Source organism: Limimaricola variabilis, from assembly GCF_034371605.1.
GTDB lineage: Bacteria > Pseudomonadota > Alphaproteobacteria > Rhodobacterales > Rhodobacteraceae > Limimaricola > Limimaricola variabilis.
The window spans coordinates 2,446,745-2,467,144 of the sequence record NZ_CP139691.1 but is presented as its reverse complement, the minus strand read 5'-3'; the positions used below and the strand labels follow the sequence as shown (position 1 = coordinate 2,467,144).

Genomic DNA, 20,400 nt, shown 5'->3' with positions numbered 1-20,400 from the left:
GAGCCTCAGCCCTGCTTGGCGACCTGAGTGAACTCGAGCTCCACCGGCGTCGCGCGGCCGAAGATCGAAACGGTGACCTTGAGGCGCTGGTTGTCCTCGTCGACCTCCTCGACCATGCCGTCGAAATCCTCGAAGGGGCCGTCCTTGACCTTCACCTTCTCGCCGATCTCGAAGCGGATCAGGGTGCGCGGGCTTTCCTCGCCCTCCTGGACGCGGCCCAGGATCGCCTCGACCTCGGCGTCGCGCATCGGCATCGGCCGGCCCTGCGGGCCGAGGAAGCCGGTGACCCGGTTGATCGAGGTGACGAGGTGGTAGCCCTTGTCGGACATCTCCATGTGCACCAGCACGTAGCCGGGCATGAAGCGCCGCTCGGTGGTGACCTTCTTGCCGCGGCGAACCTCGATCACCTCCTCGGTGGGGACCAGCACCTCGTCGATGACGTCCTCGAGCCCCTGCTCGGCCACCTTGGTCCTGATCTGCTCGGCGATCTTCTTCTCGAAGTTCGAGAGCACGGAAACCGAATACCAGCGTTTCGCCATGTTGCTCGACACCTTCCGTCGCGACCGGCCTTGCGCCGGAGCCTCGTTGCATTCCCGGCCCCGATCGGGGCCGCTCAAACGGCAAAGCGGCGCGCACCCGCGCGCCGTTTTCCCAAGTCCGCCGGTCAGTAGCGCCCGGCGCGGCGCAGATCAAGCCCCGCGGGGCCCGGCTCAGCCCGCCAGACCCTCGAGCACCGCCTGCAGTCCCGAACGGATGCCCAGGTCGACCAGGCTGAAGAACAGCGCGGCGACGGCGGCGAGCAGGAAAATCATCACCGTGGTCAGCACCACCTCGCGGCGCGTTGGCCAGACCACCTTGGCGATCTCGGCGCGGGTCTGCTGCGCGAACTGGAGCGGGTTGGTTCTGGCCATCATCTTCACCTTTCCGGGGATCGATGCGGGACATACGGCCATGCCGCGCGATCTGCAAGCGGCGGCGACGCCGCGGTGGCCTTGGCAGGGGCAGGGGGACTCGAACCCACGACCCTCGGTTTTGGAGACCGATGCTCTACCAACTGAGCTATACCCCTAAGGCCGCCCTCCGAGTAGTCGCAATCGCCGCCGGGATCAAGAGGGCCCGGCAGCCAATCTCGCCCGCCCTGCCCTTGCCCTCGCGGCGCGGCCGCGCAAGATGCCCGCCGAAGGCTTGGAGAGGACGCGATGACGCTCGGCAAGAGACTGGCCAAGAGCCCCACCGTGATCCGTGGCGTCGGCGGGCTGGCGCATCTGTGGCTGGCGCGCTGCCAGCGGCGCACGCGGTGGCAGACGCGCGGCGAGGATGCCCTGCGCGCGGCGCTTGCGGAGGGGCCGGTGCTGCTGGTGCTGCGGCATTCGCGGCTGATGATGGGACCGTTCCACTGGCCGCGCGACGCCGCCGACCTGTCGAGCCTGCACGACACCTCCCCCATCGCGCGAATCGCCGGCGACACGCATCGACGCTGCGGACTCACCCCCGTCGCCATGTCGGCGCGGCTGTCGAATCTGGCGATGTCGCGGCTGGTGATGGACCGGATGCGCGCCGGCGCCAGCATCGGCATCACCGCCGACGGCCCGCTCGGCCCGGCCGGGGAGGTCAACGACCCGCCGCTCGACTGGGCGCGGATCACCGGCGCGCCGGTGTTCTTCTACGCAGCCTCGATGACCCGGCAGGCCCGCGCCGCGAGCTGGGACCGGCTGCTGCTGCCGCGCCCTGGCGGCGAGGGCGCGGTCGTGTTCCGCCCCTGGGAGGATACGATGCCGCGCCGGGCGGATGCCGCGGCGCGCGAGGCGGCGCGCGCCTCGATGAAGGCCGGGCTCGACGCGACCACGGCCGAGGCCGACGCCATGCTCGGCCTGCCGCCGGGGCCCTGAGCCCCCTGCCCCTTCGGCACGAAAAAAGGGCCGCCCCGGAGGGCGGCCCTTTCATATGGGGGAACCGGGCGGCCGCGCCGCCCGATGCCGTCCTTACTCGACGATCTTGGAGACCACGCCGGCGCCGACGGTGCGGCCGCCTTCGCGGATGGCGAAGCGCAGGCCGTCTTCCATGGCGATCGGGGCGATCAGCTCGACGTTGAACTTCAGGTTGTCGCCCGGCATCACCATCTCGGTGCCCTCGGGGAGGACAACGGTGCCGGTGACGTCGGTGGTCCGGAAGTAGAACTGCGGACGGTAGTTCGCGAAGAACGGGGTGTGGCGGCCGCCCTCTTCCTTGGTGAGGATGTAGGCCTCGGCCTCGAACTTGGTGTGCGGCGCGACCGACTTGGGCTTGCACAGCACCTGGCCGCGCTCGACGCCTTCACGGTCGATGCCGCGCAGCAGCACGCCGACGTTGTCGCCGGCCTCGCCGCGGTCGAGCAGCTTGCGGAACATCTCGACGCCGGTGCAGGTCGACTTCTTGGTCTCGCGGATGCCGACGATCTCGATCTCGTCGCCGACGTTGATCACGCCACGCTCGACGCGGCCGGTCACCACGGTGCCGCGGCCGGAGATCGAGAACACGTCCTCGATCGGCATCAGGAACGGCAGGTCGACGGCGCGGGCCGGGGTCGGGATGTACTCGTCGACGGCCTTCAGCAGCTCGCGGATCGAGTTCTCGCCGATCGCCTCGTCACGGCCTTCCATGGCGGCGAGCGCCGAGCCCTTGACGATCGGGATGTCGTCGCCCGGGTAGTCGTAGGAGGACAGCAGCTCGCGGATTTCCATCTCGACGAGCTCGAGGAGCTCCTCGTCATCCACCTGGTCGACCTTGTTCATGTAGACGACCATGTAGGGGATGCCCACCTGGCGGCCGAGCAGGATGTGCTCGCGGGTCTGCGGCATCGGGCCGTCGGCGGCGTTCACCACCAGGATCGCGCCGTCCATCTGGGCGGCACCGGTGATCATGTTCTTCACGTAGTCGGCGTGGCCGGGGCAGTCGACGTGGGCGTAGTGACGCGACTCGGTCTCGTACTCGACGTGGGCGGTCGAGATGGTGATCCCGCGGGCCTTCTCTTCCGGCGCGCCGTCGATCTGGTCGTAGGCGCGGAAGTCACCGAAGTACTTGGTGATCGCGGCGGTCAGGGTGGTCTTGCCGTGGTCCACGTGACCGATGGTCCCGATGTTCACGTGCGGTTTGGTGCGTTCGAATTTTGCCTTTGCCATCTGCGTCGGCGCCTCGCGTGTTCGGGGGCCCCTTGGCCCGGTTCGACATCGCGGGCGATGTATTTGCAATCGGCAGGGAAATCAAGCGGCAGTTCCATGCGCCCGGTGGCTCGCGCCCCGCCCCGACGCTTGACGTTCCAGGCCCGGCCATATTACCGACTAAAACACTCAGAATCTTTGCGGAGGACATATGTCCAGCACCAAGACCCCCCGTCCCGTCAATGCCCGCATGTGGCGCAGCCTCGCCCTCGCGACCGCGATGGGCGGCGCCGCCGTCGGCTCCGCCATGGCCGGCGGCCCGCAGGCCACGGTTCCCGGCCAGGCAGCCCAGACCCTCTGGCCGATCGCCGGCGAAGGTGGCGAGGGCGGCGAAGCAGGCGCCATCGAGACCGAAGGCGGTGAAGGTGGCGAACAGGGCAAGGCTCACGCAGAAGGCGGTGAGGGCGGCGAGGCCGGTTCGACCGAAGGTGGCGAGAAGGGCGAAGCCCACGCAGAGGGCGGCGAAGCCGGCGCCGAAGGCGGTGAAGGCGGCGAGAGTGGCGCAGTCGAAGCCGAGGGTGGCGAAGGCGGCGAAGGCGGAGAGGGCGGCGAAGGCGGCCTGGTCATCGAAGTCGATGCAGACACCGCCTACCTGACCGACCTGCTGCTGATCGAAGGGCATCTGCGCGCCGGGATCGCGCTGCAGCGCGACAGCCGCGCCGAGCTCGCCGCGACCCATATGAAGCACCCCGAGGACGAGATCTACGCCGGTCTGGCTCCGCGCCTCGAGCAGCGCGGCGTCGCGGGCTTCTCCGACGAGCTGGCGGAGCTGGCCACGGCCGTCGAAGGCGGCGCAGAGACCTCGCAGGCCGAGGCCGCCTTCGAGGCGCTGATCGCCCGCATCGGCGACGCCCGTGCCGCCGTGACCGACCCGCGCGCCCGGTTCGAGGCGGTCGAGGCGGCACTGCGGATCGCGGCCGAGGAATACGAAGTCGGCATCGCGCCGGATGGCAGCATCACCGAGCTGCACGAATACCAGGACGCACTGGGCTTCACGCAGGCGGCACTGGCCGAGACCGAGGCGCTGGCGGCGTCGGACGACGCTGAAGTGGCGGCCGCGGGCGCGCAGGCGCGCGACGCGGTCGAGGCCGCTATGGCGGCCTTCGACGGGTTCGCCCCCGAGGCGCTGCCGGGCGTCGACGTGGCCCTGCTCCACGGCGCCGCGGCCCGCGTCGAACTGGCCGCGCTCGGCCTGAACTGATGCTGCTCGCCATCGACGGATTGCTGTCGGCACCGGAGGTCGAGGCGCTGCGCGCCTCGATCGACACGATCGACTTCGCCGACGGCCGGGCCTCGGCCGGGCGCTATGCCCGCGAGGTCAAGGCCAACGACCAAGCCGCCCCCTCGCCCGCGCGCAACGCGGTGCTGGCCAAGGTCGAGAAGGCGCTCGGCGGCAACGCGCTGTTTCAGGCGGCGGCGCGACCGGCGCGGATGACGCCGCTGATCCTGTCGCGCTACCGGCAGGGCCAGACCTACGGCCTGCATGTCGACGACGCGCTGATGCAGGGCATCCGCACCGACATCTCCTTCACGCTGTTCCTGTCCGAGCCCGAGAGCTACGACGGCGGCGAGTTGGTGATCGAGGATGGCTTCGAGAGCCGCGCCGTGAAGCTGCCGGCAGGTGGGCTGATGGTCTATCCCTCCACCACGCTGCACCGGGTCGCCCCGGTGACGCGTGGCACGCGGCTGGCGGTGGTCGGCTGGGTGCAAAGTCGGCTGCGCGACGCCGCCCAGCGCGAGATGCTGTTCGATCTCGACCGCGCCGTGCGCGAGATCCATGCGCGCGAGGGCAAGTCGGAGCTGTTCGACCTGCTCGCCAAGAGCCGGTCGAACCTGCTCAGGATGTGGGCCGACTGAGGCGACGGACCTTGAAAGTCAAAAGGCCCTCCCGCATCGGGAGGGCCTTTTCGTTTCAGTCGAAGCGATTGGCTTAGTTGAAGCGATTGTCGCGGGGGAAGCCGCGCGGCGCCATCCGCCCGGCCGTGGCGCGCTTGGCGACCCAGTCGCCCAGATCGCTCTCGGTCCGGGTGCGACCGGCCGGATCCTTCCACGACAGCCCCGCCTCCAGGACGAAGGTCGTCGCGTCCGACAGGCCGCCATCCTTGTACTTCTGCAGCCGCACGCCCTTGCCACGGGTCATCTCGGGCAGCTCGTCGAGCGGGAAGACGAGCACCTTGCGGTTGTCGCCCACCACCGCCACCGCATCGCCGGTCACCGGCTTGCAGATCTTCGCCACGACCTCGTCCTTGACGTTGAGCACCTGCTTGCCGGCGCGGGTCTGGGCCAGCACCTCGTCCTCGTTGACGATGAAGCCGTCACCGGCCGAGGAGGCGACCAGCAGCCGCCGCTCGGGCCGGTAGAGATGCAGCGAGACGATCTGCGCCTCGTTGGGCAGGTCGACCATCAGCCGCAGCGGCTCGCCCATGCCCCGCCCGCCGGGCAGGTTGGAGGCGGAAACGGTGTAGAACCGCCCGTTCGAGCCAAAGACCAGCAGCCGGTCGGTGGTCTCGGCGTGCAGCACGAAGCGGCCCTTGTCGCCATCCTTGAACTTCAACTCGCTGTCGAGCGCGATGTGGCCCTTCATCGCGCGGATCCAGCCCATCTCGGAGCAGACGATGGTGATCGGCTCGCGCTCGATCATCGCCTCGATCGGCACGTCGGGGATCTCGGTGCCCTCGGCGAAGCCGGTCCGCCGATCGCCGCCCGGGGTCCCGTGACCCATCAACTTGCGGGTCTCGCGCAGCTGGGTCGCGATCGACTTCCACTGCAACTCCTCGGAGGCCAGCAGGTCGACCAGACCGGCGCGCTCCTGCATCAGCGCGTCCTGCTCCTTCAGCAGCTCCAGCTCCTCGAGGCGGCGCAGCGAGCGCAGCCGCATGTTGAGGATCGCCTCGGCCTGCACCTCGGTGAGGCCGCCACCCCCCGCCGGCTCGGAGAGCGGCGAGCGATAGTCGCGCTCGGAGACGGCGCGGACATGATCGCGGTCCCAATCCTCGGCCATCAGCGCCTGCTTGGGCTGATCGTCGTAACGGATGATGTCGATCACCCGGTCGAGGTTGAGGAAGGCGGTGATGAAGCCTTCGAGCACCTCGAGCCGGTGGTCGATCTTCTCCAGCCGATGCTCGGAGCGGCGGGTCAGCACCTCGCGGCGATGGTCGAGGAAGGCGCGCAGCACCTCCTTGAGCGAGCAGACCTTGGGCGTCAGCCCGTCGATCAGCACGTTCATGTTGAGGCCGAAGCGGATCTCGAGATCGCTGTTCTTGAACAGCATCCCCATCATCATCTCGGGCTCGACGGTCTTGGCGCGCGGCTCGAGCACGATGCGCACGTCTTCGGCGCTCTCGTCGCGCACATCCGCCAGAAGCGGGATCTTGCGGGTCTGGATCAGCTCGGCGAGCCGCTCGATCAGCTTCGACTTCTGCACCTGGTAGGGGATCTCGGTGACCACCACCTGCCATTGGCCGCGGCCCAGCTCCTCCACCTCCCAGCGCGCGCGCAGCCGGAACGAGCCGCGTCCGGTGCGGTAGGCCGCGAGGATGTTCTCGCGCGGCTCGACCAGCACGCCGCCGGTGGGAAAGTCGGGACCCGGCACCAGATCGACGAGCTTCTCGTCCGAGACGCCCGGCGTCTTGATCATGTAGAGGCAGGCCTCGATCAGCTCGTGCAGGTTATGGGGCGGGATGTTGGTCGCCATGCCGACCGCGATGCCGCTCGAGCCGTTGGCGAGCAGGTTCGGGAAGGCCGCGGGCAGCACGATGGGCTCTTCGAGCGTGCCGTCGTAGTTGGGGCGGAAGTCGACCGCGTTCTCCGCCAGCCCCTCCATCAGCGCCTCGGCGGCGGGGGTCAGGCGGGCCTCGGTGTATCGGGCGGCGGCCGGGTTGTCGCCGTCGATGTTGCCGAAATTGCCCTGGCCGTCGACCAGCGGGTAGCGCACCGCGAAGTCCTGCGCGAGGCGGGCCATCGCGTCGTAAATCGCCGCGTCACCATGCGGGTGATAGTTGCCCATCACGTCGCCCGAGATCTTGGCCGATTTGCGGAAGCCGCCGGTCGAGGAGAGCTTCAGCTCGCGCATGGCATAAAGGATACGCCGATGCACCGGCTTGAGGCCGTCGCGCGCGTCCGGCAGCGCCCGGTTCATGATCGTGGAGAGCGCATAGCTCAAGTAACGCTCGCCGATGGCACGGCGCAGCGGCTCGGTCAGGTCCTGCTCCGGCCGGGCCGGGAGGGCGTCGTCAAGGGGGTTTGGCATGAAAAGCTTCCTATCGCCGGGAACCATCGGCGTAAAGTCGCGGTTAGGGAGGCAACGGATCAGCGAGATCCTGCATCAGCGGCGGGTGTCACGCGACAGTGAGAGATCCGCCAGGGCGCAGAGCAGAACGAGAGGCTGTCATGAAGCACGTATTTGGTATCGGTGTCACCTTCCTGCTGCTGGGCGTGGGCTATTACGAAATGTCCGGCGGAGCCGATTTCCAGCCCCAGACCCGCATCTCCGTGGCGCAGGCCGCTGATACCACGGGCGACGCCTTCGAGATCGAGCGCACCGACTCGGGCATCCCGGTCACCGCGATGCGCGAATTTCCCGAGAATGTCGAGTTGATCTCCGCCTCCTTCATGCCCAAGCCCGCCGCTGCGGCGACCCCTGCCCCGGCCGCGATCGAAACCACGGCCGAAGCCGCCGATGCCAAGCTCGCCCTGCTGCAGGTGAGCGGCGACCGCGTCAACATGCGGCAGGGTCCCGGCACCAGCCATGGCGTGGTCGACACGCTGCCCCGCGGCACCGAGGCGCGGCTGATCGAGAGCGCTGGCGGTTGGGCCAAGATCGAGATTACCTCCACCGGCCAAACCGGTTGGATGTCCGAGCGGCTGCTGGCCCCGATCGAGGGCTGATCGCTGGACACTGCTGCGAAGAGGCGCCCTGCGGGGCGCCTTTTTCGTTGCGGCGCGGCCTTTGCCCCGGCATGAGGCCCGCATGGATACGCCCCGCACCCTGCTCATTACCGGCGCCTCGTCCGGCATCGGTCTCGCCTGCGCGCACCACATGCGCGCACGGGGCTGGCGGGTCTTCGCCTCCTGCCGCGCCGAGGCGGATTGCGAAAGGCTGCGGGCCGAGGGCTTCGAGGCGCCGCGGCTCGACTATGCCGACCCCGACAGCGTCGCCGAAGGACTGGCGCAGGTGCTGGCGATGACCGGCGGCCGGCTCGACGCGCTCTACAACAACGGTGCCTTCGCCTGCCCGGGCGCGGTCGAGGATCTGCCGCGCGAGGCGCTGCACGAGATCTTCGAGACCAACCTCTTCGGCTGGCACGACCTGACCACCCGGGTCATCCCGGTGATGCGCGAGCAGGGCCAGGGGCGGATCGTCAACTGCTCCTCAGTGCTCGGCCTCGTGGGGGTGAAATGGCGCGGCGCCTATGTCGCGACCAAGTTCGCGCTCGAGGGACTGACCGACGTGCTGCGGCTCGAGATGAAGGGCACCGGTATCCATGTCTCGCTGATCGAGCCGGGCCCCGTCACTTCGCGGATCAGGGCCAACTCGATTCCGCATTTCGAACGTTGGATCGACTGGAAGAACTCGGCCCGGCGCGCTGAATACGAAGGTGGCCTCCTGCGCAGGCTCTACGAGGATCGCGCCCCGGACCGGTTCGAATTGCCGCCCGGCGCGGTGGCGGAAAAGCTGGCCCATGCGCTCGAAGCGGCCCGGCCGCGGCCGCGCTACTACGTCACGCTGCCCACGCATCTGTCCGGAACGCTGCGGCGGATCCTGAGCACGCGCGCGCTCGACCGGGTGGTGTCGCGCGGCTGACCGCGACACCGCGTCCCGCTTTTCTTCGCCGCTGGAACCGCTAGATCCTAGGGGAACCGCGAAAGGCCCGCCATGCTGCAAGATCCCCTCCTCATCCTCGTCATCCTCGCCGTGCTGATCGTCGCCGGCATCCTGATGTTCGGGGTCGGCACCTTCGGCAAAGGCGGCGACTTCAACCGCAAATACGCCAACCGCATCATGCGCTGGCGCATCGGCGCGCAATTCGTCGCGGTGCTGCTGATCTTGCTCTACGTTTTCCTGAGGGGCATGAACTGATGGTCGTTCTGAATCGCATCTACACCCGCACCGGCGACAAGGGCGACACCGCGCTCGGTGATGGCAGCCGGGTGCCCAAGGACGCGCTCCGGGTCGAATGCTACGGCACGGTGGACGAGACCAACGCGGCGCTGGGCCTCGCCCGGCTGCACGCCGAGGACGAGATGGCGGCAGCGCTGAGCCGAATCCAGAACGACATGTTCGACCTCGGCGCCGATTTCTGCCGTCCCGAGCCGGACAAGGACGCCGAGGCCGGACACCCCGTGCTGCGCATGAGCGCCGCCCAGACCGAGCGGCTGGAGCGCGAGATCGACACGATGAACGAACGGCTGGAGCCGCTGAGAAGCTTCGTGCTGCCGGGCGGCACGCCATTGGCCGCGCAGCTGCACCACTGTCGCACCGTGTCGCGTCGGGCCGAACGGCTGGCCGTGGCGCTGGGCCGGGAAGAGCCGCTCAACACCGAGGCGCTGCGCTATCTCAACCGACTGTCGGACTGGTTCTTCGTCGCCGCGCGGATCGCCAATGATTCCGGTCGCGCCGACCTGCTGTGGCAGCCGGGCGCCAACCGCTGATCATCCGCGCTTAACCACGGGACACAGTTCTCCGCCGGACCGGCGCCGCCGCGTGCTAGTCTCGCGCGGCCTCGTTCCCCGGAGACTGCGATGATCACCCTGCTCGGACTGTTCGGCCTTGCCCTGACCGGCGCCGCTCTGCTGCCCTCCCCCGCCGCCGAGGCGGAAGCCGAGCCCCAACCCGCCCCGGCGGACACGCCCCCTGAGACCGTTCCGCTGGACACGGTGCTGGAGCCCGAACCTAGCCCGGTGGCGGCAAGCGACACCCCGACAAGCGAGGAAGCAGCGGCCGGCCCCGTGACGGGGGTGGCACCTCAGCGTCTGTCCGGGCACGGCACTATGGGCGCCGACGTCGTCTTTGGCACCGACGGGGCAGACGATGTCGCCGGCCTCACGGGAGCCGATCACCTCGACCTGCGGGACGGCGACGACATGGCGGATGGCGGCGACGGTGCCGACGAGATGCATGGCGGGCGCGGCGACGATGTATTGCGTGGCGGCGCAGGTGACGACGCGCTCTGGGGCCATGTCGGTGACGACCTGCTCTTTGGCGATGCCGGTGACGACGCCCTGCGCGGCGGCGACGGCCTCGACGCCCTGTCGGGCGGCGCGGGCGACGACATGCTGGGCGGCGATCTCGGAGACGACCGGCTGTCGGGTGGCGCGGGTCGCGACGTGCTGCATGGCGGGGCGGGGGACGATCGACTCGACGGGGCCGATGACGGGGCCCGCGACTACCTCAATGGCGGTGCCGGTGACGACGAGATCATGCTCGGCGCCGACGATATCGCCCATGGCGGATCGGGCGGCGACCTGTTCGCGCTGCGCAGCCTCGAGGCAGGCGAGCCCGCGGTGATCGCCGATTTCGACGCGACCCAGGACCGGATCATGGTGCTGCATCCCGCCACCGCCGCGCCCGAGCTGACGCTGGAGCCGGTGCCCGAGGGGCTGCTCTTGCGCGCCGACGGCGCGGCGCTGCTGCGGATCGACGGGCTGGAGCAGCTCGCGCCGGGGACGGTGACGCTGATGGCCGAAACCGCCGCCTGAGCCGCGCCCCGGCCGGGCGCGGCCTCGCGCCGCAGCATTCCGCTTTCCTTTTCGGGCGATTTCCCTTATGGGCACGCATCCGTCTTCCTATATGAAGGCGGTGCTCCATGGGCCCTGCTGGACGACATCCCGGCTTGTGCCATCACCCTCACCCGAAAGGAGACCCCGATGTCGATCACCGTGGAAGACAAGGCCAAGGTCATCAGCGATTTCGCCACCAAGGACGGCGATACCGGTTCGCCCGAGGTGCAGGTTGCGATCCTGACCTCGCGCATCGCGACCCTGACCGAGCACTTCAAGACCCACAAGAAGGACAACCACGGCCGCCGTGGCCTTCTGAAGCTGGTGGCTCGCCGCCGTAAGCTGCTGGACTATGTGAAGTCCCGCGACGAGGCACGCTACCAGGCCCTGATCGGCCGCCTCGGCATCCGCCGCTAAGGTTTTCAGGGACCGCGCCACGGCGCGGTCCCTTTCATATCCGGGATGGCGCGGACCGGGCTCGCCCCGCGTCACGGACACGAGAAAAAGAGCCAGGGGCATCCGGCCCCTCCGCAACCCGCCCCCGGGGACTGTACGCACGAAGGGGGGCACAAGGGCCCGAAGGTCGGGCCAGAATGGAAAAGACGATGTTTCACGACGTGAAAAAATCGATCCAGTGGGGCGAAGAGACGCTGACGCTGGAAACCGGCAAGGTCGCGCGCCAGGCCGACGGCTCGGTCATCGCGACGCTGGGCGAAACCAGCGTGATGGCCAACGTCACCTTCGCCAAGGCGCCGAAGCCGGGTCAGGACTTCTTCCCCCTGACCGTCCACTACCAGGAAAAATACTACGCCGCCGGCAAGATCCCGGGCGGCTTCTTCAAGCGCGAGGCGCGCCCGACCGAGAAGGAGACGCTGACCGCGCGCCTGATCGACCGGCCGATCCGCCCGCTCTTCGTGCCGGGCTTCAAGAACGAAGTTCTGGTGATGTGCACCGTGCTGAGCCACGACCTCGTCAACGACCCCGACGTCGTCGCGATGATCGCAGCCTCGGCCGCGCTGACGATCTCGGGCGCCCCCTTCATGGGCCCGATCGCCGGCGCCCGCGTCGGCTTCGTCGATGGCGAATACGTGCTGAACCCGACCGTCGATGACATGCAGAACCTGCGCTCGAACCCCGAGCAGCGCCTCGACCTCGTGGTCGCCGGCACCAAGGACGCGGTCATGATGGTCGAGTCCGAGGCCTACGAGCTGACCGAGGAAGAGATGCTCGGCGCCGTGAACTTCGCGCATGAGCAGATCCAGCCGGTCATCGACCTGATCATCGATCTGGCCGAAGAGACCGCCAAGGAGCCCTTCGACTTCACCCCCCCGGACTACGCGGCGCTCTACGACGCCGTGAAGGCCGCCGGCGAGGAGAAGATGCGCGCCGCCTTCGCGATCACCGACAAGCAGGAGCGCACCGCCGCCGTCGCGGCCGCGCGCGAGGCGATCAAGGCGCAGCTCACCGAAGAGCAGCTCGGCGACGAGAACCTCGGCTCGGCGCTCAAGAAGCTCGAATCGAGCGTCCTGCGCGGCGACGTGGTCAAGAAGGGCAAGCGGATCGACGGTCGCAACCTCGACACCGTCCGCGACATCGTGGCCGAGACCGGCCTGCTGCCGCGTACCCATGGCTCGGCGCTGTTCACCCGCGGTGAGACCCAGGCACTGGTGGTGACCACGCTCGGCACCGGCGATGACGAGCAGTTCATCGACGCGCTGCACGGCAACTTCAAATCGAACTTCCTGCTGCACTACAACTTCCCCCCCTACTCGGTGGGCGAAGTGGGCCGCGTCGGCTCCCCGGGCCGTCGCGAGATCGGCCATGGCAAGCTCGCCTGGCGGGCGCTGCAGGCGGTGCTGCCGGCGGCGACCGACTTCCCCTACACGATCCGTCTCGTTTCGGAGATCACCGAATCGAACGGCTCCTCCTCGATGGCTTCGGTCTGCGGCGGCTCGCTCGCCATGATGGATGCCGGCGTGCCGCTCAAGAGCGCGGTCGCGGGTGTGGCCATGGGCCTCGTGCTGGAAGATGACGGCTCCTACGCCGTGCTGACCGACATCCTGGGCGACGAGGACCACCTCGGCGACATGGACTTCAAGGTCGCCGGCACCGCCGAGGGCATCACCTCGCTGCAGATGGACATCAAGGTCGCGGGCATCACCCCCGAGATCATGCGCAAGGCTCTGGCGCAGGCCAAGGACGGCCGGATGCACATCCTTGGCGAGATGAACAAGGCGCTCTCCGGCGCGGCCGAGTTCTCGGTCCACGCGCCCCGCATCGAGACGATGCAGATCCCGACCGACAAGATCCGCGAAGTGATCGGCTCGGGCGGCAAGGTGATCCGCGAGATCGTCGAGGTCTCGGGCGCCAAGGTCGACATCAACGACGACGGCGTGATCAAGATCGCCTCGGCCAATGGCGAGGCGATCCAGAAGGCCTACGACATGATCTACTCGATCGTGGCCGAGCCCGAGGAAGGCAAGGTCTACAAGGGCACCGTGGTCAAGCTCGTCGACTTCGGCGCCTTCGTGAACTTCTTCGGCAAGCGCGACGGCCTCGTGCATGTCAGCCAGATCGAGAACCGCCGCCTGAACCACCCCTCGGACGTCCTCAAGGAGGGCCAGGAGGTCTGGGTCAAGCTGCTGGGCTTCGACGATCGCGGCAAGGTGCGTCTGTCGATGAAGGTCGTGAACCAGGAGACTGGCGAGGAAGCCAAGGAAGACGCGCAGGCCGAGTGAGCCGACGCTTCTGACGGAACGGGAAAAGGGGCCTTCGGGCCCCTTTTTCATGCGCTCTGAATAGGCGTGTGCTGCACTGCGGCGAAACGGTCACACGGAAACGTGACCGATCTCCGGTCAGACACCCATGGGTTGTGATTCACCTGTCCTTTTCGGCAGATGGCGGGGTCACCAACAAGGAACCCCGATGACCCGCCAGATTGCTCTCAGCGCCCTCTTCCTCCTCGCCGCCACCGGCGCCCAAGCCCAATCCGTCGAGGATCTCTCGACCGGCTTCGGCCTGTCGACGCTCGGCCTCTACGGTTCGGCCAGCTACGAGGCGATGCCGCAGCTGCGCGCCCGCGGCGTCGTCGTCGGCCTGCCCACCCTCACCCACACCGAGGAAGAAGATGAGGGTGAAATGACCGTCGAGCTGGCCACGCTCGGCCTCGCCGCGCTCGCCGATTACTACCCGACTGCAGGTGGCCTGCGCCTCTCGGGCGGCCTGTATCTCGGCAAGCCCGACCTCAGCTTCGACATGGTGGCCGGGCCGGGCGAGACGATCGAGGTCGGCGATTCGGAGTATTCCGACGCCTCGCTGCACGCCTCCGCATCCTTCGGCCGGCCGATCTCGCCGATGGTGGCGGTCGGCTACGAGACCCGCTTCGGCGAGCGCTGGGCCTTCGACGCCGAGATCGGCGCCATCATGTTCGGCGGCATCGACATCGACGTCGAGGGCGAGAACATCGAAATGGACGATCTCGAGGAGGAAGCCGCCCAGATCGAAGACGATCTCGGCTTCATCAAGGCCTATCCCTGGATCGCGATCGGCGTCTCCTACGCCTTCTGATCCCCGTCTCAGTTTGCCCTCCGAGAGGCGCGCCGGTGACGGCGCGTCTCTTGCCGTTTCGTAAACCCAATTTCCACCATTCCGTGCTATGCTCCCCCGCATCGAGGCGAAAACGGGCCAAAGAGTCCGATCAGGAGCAGTCATGAAACTCACGAGACGAGGCGTTCTCGCGGCTATGGCCGCGTCGGTGGCGACCGGGCCGGTGCTGGCCGCGCCCCCGCATGTTGTGAAGATTCCCCGCGACTGGCTGCCCAGCGTGGTGCCGGTGAACCCGGAACTGGCCGCTGGCGAAATTCACGTCCGGATCGCGCAGAACCGGCTCTACTGGACACTGGGCGATGGCAAGGCGATCCGCTACGTCGTGGCGCTCGGCGCGGCCGGGCGCAACTTCTCCGGCACCGCGCGGGTCGCGCGCAAGGCCGAATGGCCGTCATGGACGCCCACCGCCAACATGATCAAGGCCGAACCGGCGGTGTACGGCCCCTATGCGCGCGGGCTGCCCGGTGGCCATGCCCGCAACCCGCTGGGCGCGCGGGCGCTTTACCTCTACCGCGACGGGCGCGACACCTACTACCGCATCCACGGCACACCGCAGCCTTGGACGATGGGGCGCCAGTTCTCCTCGGGCTGCGTGCGGCTGATCAACGAGCATGTCGAGGATCTCTACGAACGGGTGCCGGTCGGCACGACCGTGGTCGTCGCCTGATGGCAGGGCGCCCGCATGCGGGCGCCCCTTTACCGATTACTGCGGCGCCTTGGTCATCCGCAGATAGGGCAGAACGGTTTCGAAGTCGCCGAACTTGGCCTTCGCGTCCTCGTCCGAAAGGGTGGCCGGGATCACCACGTCCTGGCCGACCTGCCAGTCGGCGGGTGTCGCGACGCCCTTGCCGGTCGAAAGCTGCAACGCGTCGAGCGCGCGCAGCACCTCGCCGAAATTGCGGCCGACGGTCATCGGGTAGGTCATCGACAGCTTGAGCTGCTTCTCCGGGCCGATGATGAAGACCGCCCGCACCGTGGCGCTGTCATTGGGGGTGCGCCCGTCCGGCAGATAGGCATCGGCGGGCAGCATGTCGAAGGCCTTGGAGATTTCCAGACCGTCATCGGCGACGATCGGGAATTGCGGCGCGGCGCCACCCGCCTTCTCGATGTCGCGCTTCCAGCGGACATGCTCGTCGACGCCGTCGACCGAGACGCCCAGCACCTTGGTGCCGCGCTTGTCCCATTCGGCCTGGAGCCGCGCCACGGCGCCGAACTCGGTGGTGCAGACCGGGGTGAAGTCCTTGGGATGGCTGAAGATGATCGCCCATCCGTCGCCGACCCAGTCATGCAGGTTCAGCTCGCCCTGATCGGTGGTCACCGTCAGGTTCGGGATCTCGTCATTGATGCGCAGGGCCATGTCAGCCTCCTTCATCCGGTTGCGTTGCTGCCAACATAGGAAGCCCGCCCCCCCGCTGCCACCGCTTGCGGGCCGGACGAGCCACTGCCACTGTCGCCGCCAAGACGGAGGACATTCCATGATCGAGAAACGCGAGTTCTACATCGACGGCCGCTGGACCGCCCCTGCGGCGGCGCGCGATTGCGACGTCATCGACCCCTCGACCGAGGAGGTCTGCGCGGTGATCTCCTTGGGCGCGCAGGCCGACACCGACGCCGCCGTGGCCGCCGCCAAGCGCGCCCTGCCCGGCTGGCGCGCCACTCCGCCCGCGGAGCGCCGGGCGCTGATCGAGCGGTTCCTTGAGCAGTACAGGGCACGCAAGGAGGATCTCGCCGAGGCGATGAGCCTCGAGATGGGTGCGCCGATCGACTTTGCCCGCGCCGAACAGGCCAGCGCCCTGCCCTGGCACACCAAGAACTTCCTGCTTGCCTTCGACAAGATCGAATGGCTGCGCCCGCTGGGCGATCACGCCCCCGACACGATGATCTCGATGGAGCCGATCGGCGTGGTCGGGCTGATCACCCCGTGGAACTGGCCGATGAACCAGGTCACGCTCAAGGTTGTGCCGGCCCTGCTCGCCGGCTGCACCATGGTGCTCAAGCCCTCCGAGGAGGCGCCGCTTTCCTCGATCGTCTTCGCCGAGATGCTGGACGCGGCCGGCGTGCCGCCGGGGGTGTTCAACCTCGTCAATGGCGACGGCGCAGGCGTCGGCACGCAGCTGTCGGCGCATGAGGACGTGCAGATGATCTCCTTCACCGGCTCGACCCGGGCGGGCCGCGCCATTTCCCGCACCGCGGCCGAGACGCTCAAGCGCGTCACTCTCGAGCTGGGCGGCAAGGGCGCGAACCTGGTCTTCGCCGATTCCGGCGAGGACGCGGTACGGCGCGGTGTGCAGCACTGCATGGAGAACACCGGCCAATCCTGCAACGCGCCAACCCGGATGCTGGTCGAGCGCGGCTTCTATGACCAGGCGGTCGAGATCGCCGCGCACGAAGCCGCCGCCACCCGCGTCGGCCCCGCGAGCCAGCCCGGCGCGCATATCGGCCCGCTGGTCAACAAGGCCCAGTGGGACAAGGTGCAGGGCCTGATCGAGAAAGGCATCGAGGAGGGCGCGCGCCTCGTGGCAGGAGGGCCGGGCCTGCCCGAAGGCGTCAACCGTGGCTACTTCGTCCGCCCCACCGTCTTTGCCGACGTCACGCCGTCGATGACCATCGCCCGCGAGGAGATCTTCGGCCCCGTCCTGTCGATCCTGCCCTTCGACGACGAGGCGCAGGCGGTCGAGATCGCCAACGACACGCCCTATGGCCTGACCAACTACGTCCAGAGCGCCGATCCGGCGCGGCGCAACCGTCTCGCCCTCGCCCTGCATTCCGGCATGGTCGAGATGAACGGCCGGTCGCGGGGGGCGGGCGCGCCCTTTGGCGGCGTCGGCCAGTCTGGCCGCGCGCGCGAGGGCGGCATCTGGGGCATCGAGGAGTTTCTCGAGGTCAAGGCGATCTCCGGCTGGGGCCTCGACGCCGCCGAGTGATGACCCAAGGGGCGGCTTGCCGCCCCTTCGCCTGCCTTTGGCGCCGACGACTGTGCGCCCCTGCACCGATCCCGCGCCCAAAGCGGGGATTTCGCGCTGCCCGTGCTAGATTATCTCGGTGCTAAGCACAGGGGAGCCGAAGCCATGCTGGATCAGATCAAGGGCCTGCACCACGTCACTGCCATGGCGTCGGGCGCACGCGCCAACAACGCTTTCTACACCGACACGCTCGGGCTGCGCCGGGTCAAGAAGACCGTCAATTTCGACGCGCCCGACGTCTATCACCTCTACTACGCCGACGAGATCGGGACGCCGGGCACGGTGATGACCTATTTTCCCTTTCCTCGGGCGGCGCGCGGTCGGCGTGGCGCCGGCGAGGTCGCGCTGACCTCCTTCGCGATTCCCGAAGGCAGCGCCACGGCGTGGGAGGCGCGGCTGCGCGAGCGCCATGTCGAGAACCTCGCCCGCGACAGCGCCTTCGGCGCGGCGCGGGTCCTGTTCGACGGCCCCGATGGGGAGCGGCTGGCGCTGGTCGAGGTGGCAGGCGACGACCGCGCCCCCTGGACCGGGGGCGGGGTGGAGACCGAAATCGCGATCCGCGGCTTTCACTCGGTCGAGATGCTCCTGCGCGACACGGCCGCGACGGTCGAGCTACTGAATTTCATGGGCTACCGTGAGGCGGGCGCCGAGGGTGCCGTGACGCGCTACGAGATCGCCGGGGGCAACTTGGCCAACCGGATCGACATCCGTGTCGACCCGGCGGCCCCGCGCGCGCAGCAAGGCGCGGGCTCCGTGCATCACATCGCCTTCGCGGTCGAGGACCGCGCCGCGCAGGCCGAGGTCGCGGCGCGGCTGGCCGAGGCGGGCTGGCAGACCACGCCGCAGATCGACCGCGACTACTTCTACGCCATCTATTTCCGCAGCCCCGGCGGCGTGCTGTTCGAGGTGGCGACCAACGAGCCGGGCTTCGACCGGGACGAGGAGCGCGCCCATCTCGGCGAGGGGCTGAAGCTGCCCCGCCAGCACGAACACCTGCGCGCGCAGCTCGAGCGCCAGCTCGAGCCGCTCGGGGACGAGGCGTGATGCAGGCGGCCCGGCACGACGGCCGCGCGGGCGCGCCGCTGCTGCTCACCTTTCACGGCACCGGCGGCGACGAGCAGCAGTTCCACGGCTTCGGCATGGAGCTGCTGCCCGAGGCGCATGTCGTCTCGCCGCGCGGCGAGGTGAGCGAGGGCGGCGCGCTGCGGTTCTTCCGGCGCAAGGCCGAGGGCGTCTACGACATGCAGGATCTGGCGCAGCGGCGCGACGAGATGGCCCGCTTTGTCGCGGCGGAGATCACCCGCACCGGCGCCACGAGGGTGATCGGGCTGGGCTATTCCAACGGCGCCAACATCCTCGCCGCCACGGCGCTGGAGCACCCTGCCCTGTTCACCGACATGGCGCTGCTGCACCCGCTGATCCCCTGGACGCCCGCGCCGCAACCGGGCCTCGCCGGACGCCGGGTGCTGATCACGGCGGGTGAGCGCGATCCGATCTGTCCGGCGCCGCTCACCCGCGCCCTGGCCGACTATCTCGAGGCGCAGGGCGTCGCGCTGAGCCAGGCCTGGCATCCCGGCGGCCACGAGATCCGCCCAAGGGAGATCGAGGCGCTGCGCGGCTTTCTCGCCTAGAAGGGCGCGCGGGCGCTGAAGCGCACGCCTTTGCCGCCGTCGGGATGGCGGAATTGCAGCGTCTCGGAATGCAGCATCAGCCGCGGGTGGTCGTCGCGCGCCGGGCCCTCGGCATAGAACGGATCGCCCAGGATCGGGTGGCCGAGCGCCAGCATATGCACCCGCAGCTGGTGGCTGCGCCCGGTCTTGGGGCTGAGCCGCACCCGGCTTTCGGCGTCATTGGCGCGCACCACCCGCCAGTCGGTCACGGCCGGGCGGCCATTCTCGTGGTCGATCCTCTGGCGGGGCCGATTCGGCCAGTCCACGGCGATCGGCAGGTCGACCGTGCCTGTCGCCGGTTCGAGCCGTCCGGCCACCCGCGCCACATAAGTCTTGCGGGTCTGGCGCTTTTCGAATTGCAGACCGAGATGGCGCTGAGCATGCGGCGTCAGCGCAAAGACCATCACGCCCGAAGTGTCGCGATCGAGCCGATGCACCAGCAGCGCCGTGGGAAAGGCCTCCTGCACCCGGCTCAACAAGCAATCGGCCAGATGTGCCCCCTTGCCCGGCACCGAGAGCAGGCCCGAGGGCTTGTCGACGATCAGGATCTCATGGTCGTCATGAATGACCGAGAGCGGCGTCTGCGGCGGATCATAGGCGCTGCCGATATCGGGTTCGGGCGGGGTGTCAGGCGTCCGGGTCATCCGGCAGCGGTGCCAGCACCCAGACCACCGTGCAAGGGGTGTCGTGCGGATTGAGCCAGGAGAAGGCCTCTCCCCGGCTCCAGAAGCTGTCTCCGGCACCGAGGTGATGGTGACGATCGCCGATACGGATCTGGACGTCGCCCTTCACCACCAGCCCCATCATGATGTCGCCCTCGTGGCGCGGTCGCTCCGAGGCCGTGTGCGGCGCAAGCTCGCTGCTGTAGAAATGAATGCCCGCCATCATCGGCGTCAGCAGGTCGTCCATCGCGCCGCTGTTGTCGGCCGACAGGGCACGGCGCTGATCGGCACGCAGCACGGTATCCTCCGGAGCCAGAACCGCCCCGTCGCGCCGGAACAGCTGCGACAGCGGCAGCTCGAAGGCCTGAGCAAGGATCTTCAGATCCTCGTAATCCAGGCGCGACCGGCCCCGCTCCACCTGGCTGATCCAGCCGGTCGAGCGGTTGGTCAGCGCCGCGAGATCCGCGATCCGCAATCCCTTTGATTTGCGCAGGCGCCGGAGATCCGTTCCCAACCCGCTGCGCACTTCATCCATCACACTCATAAACACCTGCCCTTTCGTGCAGGGCCTTGTACCCCCTGG

At 68.6% G+C, this 20,400-nt stretch carries 22 protein-coding genes and 1 tRNA gene; 15 read left to right on the top strand and 8 right to left on the bottom strand.

The window, feature by feature from the left end; genetic code table 11:
• Window positions 1–5: 5 nt before the first annotated feature.
• The 3 genes from nusG to T8T21_RS12300 form a co-directional block, all read right to left on the bottom strand.
• Window positions 6–539 carry a transcription termination/antitermination protein NusG gene (gene nusG, locus T8T21_RS12310; RefSeq protein ID WP_183469916.1) on the bottom strand — a complete coding sequence of 178 codons (534 nt, stop codon included), beginning with the start codon at window positions 537–539 and terminating at the stop codon, window positions 6–8.
• Between the two features lie 171 nt (window positions 540–710).
• Window positions 711–911, bottom strand: a complete 201-nt coding sequence (gene secE / locus T8T21_RS12305) for a preprotein translocase subunit SecE (RefSeq protein ID WP_183469918.1) — start codon at window positions 909–911, stop codon at window positions 711–713.
• Window positions 912–993: 82 nt separating this feature from the next.
• Window positions 994–1,069 (bottom strand) — tRNA-Trp (locus T8T21_RS12300).
• Window positions 1,070–1,199: 130 nt separating this feature from the next.
• On the opposite strand from T8T21_RS12300, the gene T8T21_RS12295 reads away from it, so the two are divergent.
• Window positions 1,200–1,889 carry a lysophospholipid acyltransferase family protein gene (locus T8T21_RS12295; RefSeq protein WP_322335806.1) on the top strand — a complete coding sequence of 230 codons (690 nt, stop codon included), beginning with the start codon at window positions 1,200–1,202 and terminating at the stop codon, window positions 1,887–1,889.
• 93 nt (window positions 1,890–1,982) lie between these two features.
• Here the strand turns inward: T8T21_RS12295 and tuf are convergent, their stop codons facing one another.
• Complete coding sequence (gene tuf / locus T8T21_RS12290) at window positions 1,983–3,158, bottom strand: elongation factor Tu (RefSeq protein ID WP_183469893.1); 1,176 nt, start codon at window positions 3,156–3,158, stop codon at window positions 1,983–1,985.
• A gap of 190 nt (window positions 3,159–3,348) precedes the next feature.
• On the opposite strand from tuf, the gene T8T21_RS12285 reads away from it, so the two are divergent.
• Window positions 3,349–4,398 (top strand): hypothetical protein, encoded by a 1,050-nt coding sequence (locus tag T8T21_RS12285; protein WP_322335805.1) that lies wholly within the window; start codon window positions 3,349–3,351, stop codon window positions 4,396–4,398.
• A complete protein-coding gene (locus T8T21_RS12280; protein ID WP_322335804.1) occupies window positions 4,398–5,054 on the top strand; it encodes a Fe2+-dependent dioxygenase in 657 nt (218 codons plus the stop codon). The genes T8T21_RS12285 and T8T21_RS12280 overlap by 1 nt, the downstream gene beginning before the upstream one ends.
• Before the next feature lie 73 nt (window positions 5,055–5,127).
• Here T8T21_RS12280 and parC read toward each other — a convergent pair whose 3' ends face one another.
• Window positions 5,128–7,446 (bottom strand): DNA topoisomerase IV subunit A, encoded by a 2,319-nt coding sequence (gene parC, locus T8T21_RS12275; RefSeq protein WP_183469926.1) that lies wholly within the window; start codon window positions 7,444–7,446, stop codon window positions 5,128–5,130.
• 140 nt (window positions 7,447–7,586) lie between these two features.
• Between parC and T8T21_RS12270 the strand changes: the two genes are divergently transcribed.
• The 9 genes from T8T21_RS12270 (at window position 7,587) to T8T21_RS12230 (ending at window position 15,189) form a co-directional block, all read left to right on the top strand.
• Entirely contained in the window at window positions 7,587–8,084 is a 498-nt protein-coding gene (locus T8T21_RS12270; RefSeq protein ID WP_322335803.1) for an SH3 domain-containing protein, read from the top strand.
• A gap of 82 nt (window positions 8,085–8,166) precedes the next feature.
• Window positions 8,167–9,000: an SDR family oxidoreductase gene (locus T8T21_RS12265; protein WP_322335802.1), complete on the top strand. Its 834-nt coding sequence runs from the start codon at window positions 8,167–8,169 to the stop codon at window positions 8,998–9,000.
• A 72-nt stretch (window positions 9,001–9,072) separates the two neighbouring features.
• Window positions 9,073–9,276, top strand: a complete 204-nt coding sequence (locus T8T21_RS12260; protein WP_183469932.1) for a twin transmembrane helix small protein — start codon at window positions 9,073–9,075, stop codon at window positions 9,274–9,276.
• Window positions 9,276–9,848 (top strand): cob(I)yrinic acid a,c-diamide adenosyltransferase, encoded by a 573-nt coding sequence (locus T8T21_RS12255; protein WP_322335801.1) that lies wholly within the window; start codon window positions 9,276–9,278, stop codon window positions 9,846–9,848. The genes T8T21_RS12260 and T8T21_RS12255 overlap by 1 nt, the downstream gene beginning before the upstream one ends.
• A gap of 90 nt (window positions 9,849–9,938) precedes the next feature.
• Window positions 9,939–10,895, top strand: coding sequence for a calcium-binding protein (locus T8T21_RS12250; RefSeq protein WP_322335800.1), 957 nt, complete (start codon window positions 9,939–9,941; stop codon window positions 10,893–10,895).
• 168 nt (window positions 10,896–11,063) lie between these two features.
• Window positions 11,064–11,333, top strand: coding sequence for a 30S ribosomal protein S15 (gene rpsO, locus T8T21_RS12245; RefSeq protein ID WP_183469935.1), 270 nt, complete (start codon window positions 11,064–11,066; stop codon window positions 11,331–11,333).
• Window positions 11,334–11,521: 188 nt separating this feature from the next.
• The gene (pnp, locus tag T8T21_RS12240) at window positions 11,522–13,654 is read left to right on the top strand and encodes a polyribonucleotide nucleotidyltransferase (RefSeq protein WP_322337491.1); all 2,133 of its coding nucleotides are present in this window, start codon (window positions 11,522–11,524) and stop codon (window positions 13,652–13,654) included.
• 187 nt (window positions 13,655–13,841) lie between these two features.
• Window positions 13,842–14,483 (top strand): hypothetical protein, encoded by a 642-nt coding sequence (locus tag T8T21_RS12235; RefSeq protein WP_322335799.1) that lies wholly within the window; start codon window positions 13,842–13,844, stop codon window positions 14,481–14,483.
• Window positions 14,484–14,625: 142 nt separating this feature from the next.
• Complete coding sequence (locus T8T21_RS12230; protein WP_322335798.1) at window positions 14,626–15,189, top strand: L,D-transpeptidase; 564 nt, start codon at window positions 14,626–14,628, stop codon at window positions 15,187–15,189.
• 36 nt (window positions 15,190–15,225) lie between these two features.
• Here T8T21_RS12230 and T8T21_RS12225 read toward each other — a convergent pair whose 3' ends face one another.
• Entirely contained in the window at window positions 15,226–15,879 is a 654-nt protein-coding gene (locus T8T21_RS12225; RefSeq protein WP_322335797.1) for a peroxiredoxin, read from the bottom strand.
• Between the two features lie 118 nt (window positions 15,880–15,997).
• Here T8T21_RS12225 and T8T21_RS12220 point away from each other — a divergent pair, with 118 nt between their 5' ends.
• The 3 genes from T8T21_RS12220 (at window position 15,998) to T8T21_RS12210 (ending at window position 19,116) form a co-directional block, all read left to right on the top strand.
• On the top strand, window positions 15,998–17,446 hold the full coding sequence (locus tag T8T21_RS12220; protein WP_322335796.1) for an aldehyde dehydrogenase family protein: 1,449 nt from the start codon (window positions 15,998–16,000) through the stop codon (window positions 17,444–17,446).
• A 144-nt stretch (window positions 17,447–17,590) separates the two neighbouring features.
• Window positions 17,591–18,529, top strand: coding sequence for a ring-cleaving dioxygenase (locus T8T21_RS12215; RefSeq protein WP_322335795.1), 939 nt, complete (start codon window positions 17,591–17,593; stop codon window positions 18,527–18,529).
• Window positions 18,529–19,116: an alpha/beta hydrolase gene (locus T8T21_RS12210; RefSeq protein WP_322335794.1), complete on the top strand. Its 588-nt coding sequence runs from the start codon at window positions 18,529–18,531 to the stop codon at window positions 19,114–19,116. The genes T8T21_RS12215 and T8T21_RS12210 overlap by 1 nt, the downstream gene beginning before the upstream one ends.
• Here T8T21_RS12210 and T8T21_RS12205 read toward each other — a convergent pair.
• Window positions 19,113–19,799 carry an RluA family pseudouridine synthase gene (locus tag T8T21_RS12205; protein WP_322335793.1) on the bottom strand — a complete coding sequence of 229 codons (687 nt, stop codon included), beginning with the start codon at window positions 19,797–19,799 and terminating at the stop codon, window positions 19,113–19,115. The two genes, T8T21_RS12210 and T8T21_RS12205, sit on opposite strands and share 4 nt — an antisense overlap.
• Window positions 19,783–20,361 (bottom strand): helix-turn-helix domain-containing protein, encoded by a 579-nt coding sequence (locus tag T8T21_RS12200; protein WP_183469942.1) that lies wholly within the window; start codon window positions 20,359–20,361, stop codon window positions 19,783–19,785. Before T8T21_RS12200 ends, T8T21_RS12205 begins: the two co-directional genes overlap by 17 nt.
• Between the last annotated feature and the right edge of the window lie 39 nt (window positions 20,362–20,400).